Here is an 8,118-nt window from a genome sequence, read left to right as displayed (position 1 = left end):
ATCCGCTACACAAGTAGTTACTTTTGTCAACTTTCTTGTTAAGAAAGATGTTTATAAAGCATAGCTTCTTAAGGGGGGCTAGGGGGGATCTGGCCTTAATAGTCAAACAGCAATCTGTAACTTGGTTTGAGCTTAAGTTGGCACGAAGAAGGGCACGGTGCCGTCTCCCTACCGGATATCTATAAAGTTAACAGCCAATCTATCTAAAGAGAGATACAGACTCAACTTTAAAATCATATATTAGTAGTTGTAGAGTTAGAATAAAAAATTATGAACATTGAAAATAGAGTCGAAGCCACAGCGAAGAATATTGAAGGCAAAATCCAAGAAGCTGTTAGCGAAGTTACAGGCAATCAGAAAGATAAATTAGAAGGTCAAGCCAAGCAGGATGAAGCATCAGCAATTCACCTGAAAGAAGACCTCAAAGATAAAGCAAAAGAGATTGTAGACCGAGCTTAGTAACAGTATTCGCTACAAGTTTCCTGCCTACTAAATCCCGCAAACGATATGTTGGCGGGATTTTTTATAATGAGCCTAAATTATTTGTATCAATATCTAGGGGCGAGTTTATAAAGATTATTGGTGGCAAAATTCATCGGGGAACTGCCCCTACAGATTCTACTAACTCATAGTGTAAAAGCATTAATTTTGTGGCCGGAATGGTTTCCATTGCATAAGTTCTACCATCTTGATGAGAAAATTCTACCTCAAAAGCACTGCCATCAAATTCCATCACGACTGTTCCTACTTGTCCTTTATATAATTTAATGATTTGTTTTGTTTCAAAATGGGTGGCTTCTAAATCTTCAGTTAAAGCAACAATATCTAGGTCTTTAATTGTTTTCATTGTTTTTACCTCACTTTTTGACGGGATAACAACTTGTTAATCGGGGGAAACTTTCACCTAAGCGGACGATCCAAGCTGCTAGAATCAGAGATTCACCTACTTCGGTTTTCAGCAAGAATTTCATGTTGTAATGTGTTCCGTATTCATTGTTTTTTTGAATAACAACATCTTCGTTGATAGCAGCTTCTTTCAAAGCCTGTTTGAGCATTTCAGCATTTTTTAGGGTAATGCCTAACTTACTGGCAAACAAAACAGCTTTATTTTTTCCTTCTTGATGATTCGGATTTAGAGAATATTCTTCTATTTTATTGCCTAAATCTGCTAGATGACCATTGGACAGTTTCACTATTAATAACTGTTTTTGAATGACCAAATAGAATATTAGTCGGCTACAATAATCGACTGTTACTCAAATGTCAATTATATCGTCTTTGAGTTGGGTGGCTGGTTTATCAACATTATTGATGGGTGGCAAAATGGATCGGTGAATCTGCCCTTCCTTTCAATGCCCAATGCCCAATGCCCTATCCCCCATGCCCAATTCCCAATGCCCACAAAAAAGCCAGGGATGGATATCCCCAGCTCGAAACAAAGCACAATTAGTTTTGAGATTTGGTAGGGCGATGTTTCAGAATCGACCCCACCCACTTTTACCCAAATTAAATCAGGGTAATGTCAGCAGCCGTAATGCCCGGTCTGCCATTTAGAACTGCCAGCGTAACTACTCCGTCAGCATTACCAAAACCGTTAGAGTCAAATCCTAGTCGTCCGGTTTCATTTTCATAAAAGACGAACGGCTCTGTCTCGCCCGCCCCGGCTGGACCAAAAGTGCCAGCGTAAGCCCCACTCTCAATCGCCAAGAACGCCTGCGAAGAAATTCGATTCGTATTTGGCACTACCCTCAAGTTGGGGAAGCCGTTGGAGCCATTGATTTGGAAGATAAACTTGTCTTGGCCGACCGTAAAATCGCCGATTTGGTCTGTGTCAGTACCCACGGCCCCCTCGCCGAAGTTGTTGTAGTAGAAACTGTCATTACCCGATCCGCCAATCAGGGTGTCAGCACCAGGCCCGCCGCCGAGAGAGTCGTTACCGTCGCCGCCGATCAAATAGTCGTTTCCAAAGCCGGCCAGCATGGTGTCGTTTCCGGCGCCGGAATTTAAGGTATCGTCCCCAGCGAGGGAGTCGGCACTGGATGAGTCGCCGAACAGGATGTCATCCCCGTTACCAGTAGTGATGACATCAGTGCCGTTGCCACCAATAATGAAGTTGCTGCCTAAGGTATCGCTAATCAAGTTTGGCGCTGTAATATCGTCAAAGCTGACGCCGCTAGCGTAGGAGATGAAGTCGTTACCCGCAAAGTTGCCGATCACTTTATCAAACTGGGTGCCAAAGATGATGGTGTCACTTCCCTCGCCACCATTCATGAGGTTGGTGACGGTAAAGCTGCTGCCAGTAGTAGGATTGGTGTAGCCAATTAACGAATCGTTGCCCAGCGCGCCATCGAGAGTAATCAAAGCAGTACCAGTACCAGCAAAAATGGCCTTGGTAGCATCGATAGTATCGTTGCCATCTCCACCGGCTGCATTAGTAAAGGTACCGCTCAGGTTGTCGTTGCCTTCGCCGCCGATCATTGTATCACTCACAAAAGCTGCAACGATCGTGTCGTTGCCTACTCCGCCGTCGAGTAAGTTGCGACCCGCGAAGCCTCCAAATGAACTCTGGGCGCCTCCGCTCAAAGTTAGATTCGATACCCTGGATGACTCGATGAAGTCGTCGCCTGCACCTCCCAAAGCGCTATCAGAAGTTGCAAAAACCGTGATCGTGTCGTTGCCGTCGCCGCCGTCTAACAAGTTTCTGCCGGCCTCAAACTCGCCGATCGGGCCGGAGAGAGAATCGTTGCCGCCACCGCCAATCAAGGTGGTTCTCTCAATGCCGATCGTGATGACGCTGCCCTGAGCAAATGGGCTTGTCTGGGTACGGTTGGTAATGACTAAGATGTCGTCGTCAAGATCGCCCGACAGGTAGCTGTTGCTGGCCACACCTCTTAGGGTGTCGTTGCCTCTACCGCCATAAAGACTGTCTCTTACATTGATACCTACAACTAAGTCGTCGCCCAAATCACCCCGCAAGAAGTTGCTGCCTTCATTGCCAGCGAAGCCAATACCCAAACCACCGTCTAAAGAGAGGTTGTTGCCACCGCCTGCGATGAAGAAGCCGATCTTGTCATTGTCCTTACCGCCGTAGAGGGAGTCTCCTCTCTGCGCCCCTCCCAGCATCGTATCTTCCCCCTGATTACCAAACATCAGGTTAGCTTCGACAGTACCTTGGAGGATGTCTTCTCCCACACCGCCGGCCAGGGTAGCGCGGGCTTCAGCGATTATGGTGTCATTGCCTGCGTCGCCAAACAGCAAAGCCGGAATGCGCTGAGATCTGATTGAATCTTCGTCGTCGCCGCCGTATATGGTATCGTTCGGGCCAACTGAAATCAGAGTATCGTTATCGCCTTGGCCAAATATTAAGCTGCCGCCCAGGGTGGAAGTTCTTACGAAATCCGCCCCCTCTCCGGCGAATACTGTATCCGGGCCTAGTCCCGGAAGGTTTAAATCTAGTTGATTAGGATTGTCATCTAACGTTGTCATAAAGCTTCACTCCTCTACTTGTTGGTCATCGCTGGTGCGACTACAGACACTGCCTAGAACACCGAATGTTTGGATTCCGCTGTAGTTTAACCTGTTTGCCAGCCGCAAGTCTAGCCTACTGGCGTTAACCCTGTCTAGACTTTCTCCCTCGCGGATTTTTTGCTTGTAAGCTTTTATTTTCAAAGTCTTCACCCTTTAATAATCCTGGTGCACTGTCTCAGGTGCTCACGCTCAATAAGACGCGGCTCATATTCTTAATGTTCCATTCTGGATTGGCGGTCGGGGATCGCGTCCGGGGGAGGAAATTAAAGATTAAAAAAGGCTGATCTGGGTGATCGGGAAGACAAGGGAAATTGGGAGATTTGTTACTTGGTAACAAAGCTTTGTGGCAATTTCCGGTTTTCCAGGCAGGGCCGTCATTTAATAATTCTGACCCGGATTGAACCGAGTACCGCTCCGGGCTTTAAAAGTCTACGCCCCGCTTTAGTTCTACGCCCCGATCGCCGTAGTGTTTGTGACAGTATACCTCGGAGTGTACGCTTGCCAAGTCAAAGTAAGCGTGGGGTTTGTGGCAGCGCCCGGTGATAATAATTTCTGTATCCCGCGGCTTGCGTAGCAGGGCTTCTACGATCGGCTCTACCGGCAGCAGTTCTAAGTCTACTGTGGGATTGAGTTCGTCGAGAATAATCGTTTTGTACCAGCCGCTGGCGATCGCACATTTGGCGATTTCCCAGCCGCGTTCTGCTTCTATGCAGTCTAGCTCTTGCTGTTGCCCCCGCCAAACTATAGCATCTCGGCCGCACCGCTGGTGGTCTACTAGCTGCGGGTAGCTTTGCCGCAAAGCTGCGATCGCCGCATCTTCTGTATAACCAGTGCCACCTTTGAGCCATTGCACGATTAACACCCGGTGAGATTGGTCTTGACTGATACCCCTACCTATTGCCTGCAAAGCTTTGCCCAAAGCGCTCGTAGACTTGCCTTTGCCCGCTCCGGTGTATATTTCGATACCGGAAATATGATGCTCTGCCGCTGCGGGGTTATAGTGGGGCTTCATTTCTGAGTGTAAGTCGGCAATCTCCAGCAAAGCTTCGGGGGCCGCTCGGCCTGTGGCGATGACTTCTAAATATTCTGGTTTGTTTTTGAGGGTTTGGACTACTTCGTCAACTGGCAGCAAACCCAAGTCCAATACCGGGTTTAGTTCGTCTAGTACCACGACGGAATAGAGCGAGCTTGCGATCGCTCCTTTGGCGATATCCCAGCCTCGCTGAGCTTCGGCGCGATCGAAGCGGGTGATTGCTTCGGCCCCAAAATATTCGGCTCTGCCGGTTCGCACTTGGTCGATCAAGTGCGGAAATGCCCGTTGCAAGGCTTCTATTGCCCCGTCTTCGTCGTAGGAGCGGCCGGGGCCTTTGAGAAAGCGCAGCAACAAGACTCGCGTGGGCGAGTCAGAATTGATACCCAGCCCGATCGAGCGCAACACTACTCCCAAAGCTGCCTGAGACTTGCCTTTACCAGCGCCGTCGTAGACGTGAATCTGACCTGCGGCGCGTTCCGACCGGGATGAGGCTGTCCGAATACCAATGCCATTCCTTACCATAATCAGCAGTTATTTGAGTCTGTATCGGGGTGGGTATTCGATCGCGCGCCTTGAATGTTTAATTTTTCCATTCTGTTGGCGGATCTCAACAGATTATACGATAAGTCCTAACCCCCAATTTTTTAAGCAGCGATCTAACGCAATCTGGTGCTCAAACCTCCGGTTAAGATTATTCCGTTTGTGCTGTACAATTAAAATTTAACACGGACTGATATACCTAAAGGCTTATGATTGCGAGTGTTTTCCCATTTCGGACTGTTTTGGTGCAAATTTTAATTATGTTTTTGGCGATCGCGATCGAATCGTGGTTTTTGCAAAAACTACTTAAACTCGGCCCCAAAACCAGCATTGAATATACAGCCATCCTCAATCTCTCTTGCACTTGCGTAGGCTGGTTAGTTTTTTTCGGCATAGAAAGCGTTCTTAGCAAAGATTTGCGGGAACAGCTTATCGGTTATATCTTATTAGGAAGAGCGGATAATGTTTACGCTCCAATAACTATGATAGCACTCTCAGTATTAGCAGTAACTTTTCTAGCTAAATGGCAGGGATTAGAATTCATAGAGAACATGGTGGCCGGCAATAAAAAAGCTTCCAAACCTCAGTTTTTAGGGCCGCCAACCCTCACCCGCCGTCCTCCCAAAAAAACTTTTCAAGTAACTACCCAGTTTGGGGGAATTTTAATCGCCCACACTGTTAGCAATCTCGTTATTTTAACCTTGTTGTTTTTGCAAAGCGTCTATTGAAATTTATGATGAAGCAATTTTTTGATGTCACTCAGCAACTCACTAAGCTGACGAATAACCTTTGGGAAACCAATAAAAAAATCCAAAAGGCGATGATTCCGCCTAAAGTTGTCCACTGGAAGACTCCTTTACTGCTCAGCATCTTTTTAGCTTTGCTGACAGTGGCGGCAGTCACTGACTGGCGGACGAGAACTCTGCTTTTTGATATGAGCTGGTTATTTTTTACACTTTCAATGGGTTTGCTGACGAGTCAGCAACCTTTTGTGATTAAAGGAGTAAGTCTGAGTCCGTGGGTGACAAGCATCTTAATAGGCTTGTGGTTACTGATAAGATTGCCGTCGGATAGGAAGGAAATAGCATGGATATCCGGCCCACTTATAGCAGTAGTAGTTCTTGCTACAATAGAGATTTGGAATAGCGAGTCAAAACGGGAAGGTATCAGGTCGTTGGTGCGGCCTCAGTTTTTGATGATTACTCTAGTTCACGTGCTGTTTTCCTGTTGGTTTGCTTTTCACTTTTTAATTCAAGGTTGGATACAACAGTATCCCAGCGTTTTATCTCAGGATTTAAGGCAAAGCGATTATGTGGTGACATTTCAACGGCCAACTATTAATCGCTCCCGAGGAGTTGTCATCCTCAATGCAATGGAGGGATACCTGCGAAATGAAGCCCGCACAAAACCGTGGGCGCAAGTAGAGCAAATGTTAATAGATATTGACAACGAGCGATTTTTTCTGCGGAATCAAGCCTTAAAAACAACTGGGATAGTCCCAGAAGATGCTAGCTGGGATGTCAAAACTTCGATCGTCCAAGGAGAGTCCCGCTATCAGTTAGATATGCAGGCCACTTGGCTGGGGCTGGTTTTTAGACCGGAAATATATTCGTTTACCAAATCTTGCGAGGTGTTCCAGATAGCCAATAGGGCGACTGTAACCTGCGATGCCATCAAACGCTCTCAACCCGGACAGAAAAAAGATGGAACTGCGGGAGACAGTCAAGTGTGATTCTGTCTCTGTTAACTAATTGCGATCGTATAGCGGGAGAGTGGGAGAGTCTGAGAGTGGGAGAGTCTGAGAGTCTGAGATGGAAAAAATCCTCTTTCTTCCCTCTTCCCTCTTCCTTCTTTCCTCTTCCGTCTTCCGTCTTCCGTCTTCCGTCTTCCGTCTTCCTTCTTCCTTCTTCCTTCTTCCTTCTTCCTTCTTCCTTCTTCCTTCTTCCTTACACTAAAGTATGGCGAAAGTTTTCAGCGGGTTAATAACTAGATGAATTTGAGAAGAATCTTGACAGTCGCGACCAATGTATTTTGGGAAGTAATTCGCGATCGCATCCTTTACTTAATTATTATTTTTGCTCTGTTGATGGGAGCCTCGGTACGGTTGATACCCGAATTGGCGGCGACAACCGAGAAGAAAATTATCTTAGATGTCGGTTTGGCTGCTATGAGCATTCTCGGTTTAATTGCCACAGTCTTTGTGGCTACCGGATTGGTCAACAAAGAAATTGAAAAGCGGACTGTTTATCTGTTAGTTGCCAAGCCGATAAGTCGGGCTGAGTTAATTGTGGGCAAGCACTTAGGGCTGTCGGCGGTGCTGGCGGTGCTTGTAGCAGCAATGACTGTTATCTATCTGGCTATTCTGAGTTTGAGCCGCATTCCTTTCCCTTTGGAAAGCATTTTAATCGCTTCGCTGTTTATCTGGTTTGAGCTGTGTCTGATGGCTGGTGTCGGGATTTTATTTGGGGTTTTTAGCAGTTCGCTGTTGGCAACTTTACTGACATTTGGCGTTTATTTAATGGGACATTCGACGCGGGATTTAGTGGCTTTGGGCAAGTTAACTAAAAATCCTGGTCTTGAACAATTGATGATGGGACTTTATCTGGTTTTGCCGGATTTAGCCAGATTCAATTTGAGAAACGATGCTGTTTACGGACAAGTTCCTTACTTGGCAGGTTTGATTACAGATGCTGGCTACGGTTTGCTGTATGTGGTGCTGCTGTTGTCAATTGCGATCGCCATATTTTCCCGTAGGGAATTTTAAAGCGCGCATTCCGTACCTTCAGGGTAATTGTTTGTAGTGAGGGCTAAAGCCCTCACTACAAACCAATTTTATTATCGACTTAGCGCGCTAAGATATAGACAAGGTTATCGATCGCCCATCTAGACTAAAACTCAAACTTTTATTGGTAAAATGAGGTGACTTATGACTACTGTAATTCACCAAAAAACTGGGTCTGAAGCCCCGTCGTTCTACGACGGCTTTTTATTGATTTTCCAGTTTCCTAATCAACCCT

At 46.5% G+C, this 8,118-nt stretch carries 8 protein-coding genes; 4 read left to right on the top strand and 4 right to left on the bottom strand.

Annotation, left to right across the window (positions count from 1 at the left end):
• Positions 1–270 precede the first annotated feature (270 nt).
• On the top strand, positions 271–459 hold the full coding sequence (locus QUB04_RS31930; RefSeq protein ID WP_333054441.1) for a CsbD family protein: 189 nt from the start codon (positions 271–273) through the stop codon (positions 457–459).
• A 133-nt stretch (positions 460–592) separates the two neighbouring features.
• Here QUB04_RS31930 and QUB04_RS31925 read toward each other — a convergent pair whose 3' ends face one another.
• The 4 genes from QUB04_RS31925 to QUB04_RS31910 all read right to left on the bottom strand — a co-directional run bounded on the left by QUB04_RS31925 (position 593) and on the right by QUB04_RS31910 (position 5,083).
• Positions 593–847 carry a DUF4926 domain-containing protein gene (locus QUB04_RS31925; RefSeq protein WP_333290680.1) on the bottom strand — a complete coding sequence of 85 codons (255 nt, stop codon included), beginning with the start codon at positions 845–847 and terminating at the stop codon, positions 593–595.
• A gap of 10 nt (positions 848–857) precedes the next feature.
• On the bottom strand, positions 858–1,193 hold the full coding sequence (locus tag QUB04_RS31920) for a DUF6883 domain-containing protein (RefSeq protein ID WP_333290679.1): 336 nt from the start codon (positions 1,191–1,193) through the stop codon (positions 858–860).
• Between the two features lie 313 nt (positions 1,194–1,506).
• Positions 1,507–3,486, bottom strand: coding sequence for a calcium-binding protein (locus QUB04_RS31915; RefSeq protein ID WP_333290678.1), 1,980 nt, complete (start codon positions 3,484–3,486; stop codon positions 1,507–1,509).
• Positions 3,487–3,949: 463 nt separating this feature from the next.
• Positions 3,950–5,083, bottom strand: a complete 1,134-nt coding sequence (locus QUB04_RS31910) for a cob(I)yrinic acid a,c-diamide adenosyltransferase (protein ID WP_333290677.1) — start codon at positions 5,081–5,083, stop codon at positions 3,950–3,952.
• A 227-nt stretch (positions 5,084–5,310) separates the two neighbouring features.
• On the opposite strand from QUB04_RS31910, the gene fraC reads away from it, so the two are divergent.
• The 3 genes from fraC to QUB04_RS31895 all read left to right on the top strand — a co-directional run bounded on the left by fraC (position 5,311) and on the right by QUB04_RS31895 (position 7,865).
• Positions 5,311–5,829 (top strand): filament integrity protein FraC, encoded by a 519-nt coding sequence (gene fraC / locus QUB04_RS31905; RefSeq protein WP_333290676.1) that lies wholly within the window; start codon positions 5,311–5,313, stop codon positions 5,827–5,829.
• 5 nt (positions 5,830–5,834) lie between these two features.
• Positions 5,835–6,833 carry a DUF5357 family protein gene (locus QUB04_RS31900; RefSeq protein ID WP_333290675.1) on the top strand — a complete coding sequence of 333 codons (999 nt, stop codon included), beginning with the start codon at positions 5,835–5,837 and terminating at the stop codon, positions 6,831–6,833.
• A 258-nt stretch (positions 6,834–7,091) separates the two neighbouring features.
• Positions 7,092–7,865 (top strand): ABC transporter permease, encoded by a 774-nt coding sequence (locus QUB04_RS31895; RefSeq protein WP_333290674.1) that lies wholly within the window; start codon positions 7,092–7,094, stop codon positions 7,863–7,865.
• Positions 7,866–8,118 lie beyond the last annotated feature (253 nt).

This window comes from Microcoleus sp. D2_18a_B4 (assembly GCF_036702475.1).
GTDB lineage: Bacteria > Cyanobacteriota > Cyanobacteriia > Cyanobacteriales > Microcoleaceae > Microcoleus.
This window is presented reverse-complemented; position numbering and strand designations above follow the sequence as displayed.

Coding starts and splice junctions, on each gene's coding strand:
- QUB04_RS31930 (WP_333054441.1), top strand. CDS start 271: ATGAACATTGAAAATAGAGTCGAAGCCACAGCGAAGAATATTGAAGGC.
- QUB04_RS31925 (WP_333290680.1), bottom strand. CDS start 847: ATGAAAACAATTAAAGACCTAGATATTGTTGCTTTAACTGAAGATTTA.
- QUB04_RS31915 (WP_333290678.1), bottom strand. CDS start 3,486: ATGACAACGTTAGATGACAATCCTAATCAACTAGATTTAAACCTTCCG.
- QUB04_RS31910 (WP_333290677.1), bottom strand. CDS start 5,083: ATGGTAAGGAATGGCATTGGTATTCGGACAGCCTCATCCCGGTCGGAA.
- fraC (WP_333290676.1), top strand. CDS start 5,311: ATGATTGCGAGTGTTTTCCCATTTCGGACTGTTTTGGTGCAAATTTTA.
- QUB04_RS31900 (WP_333290675.1), top strand. CDS start 5,835: ATGATGAAGCAATTTTTTGATGTCACTCAGCAACTCACTAAGCTGACG.
- QUB04_RS31895 (WP_333290674.1), top strand. CDS start 7,092: ATGAATTTGAGAAGAATCTTGACAGTCGCGACCAATGTATTTTGGGAA.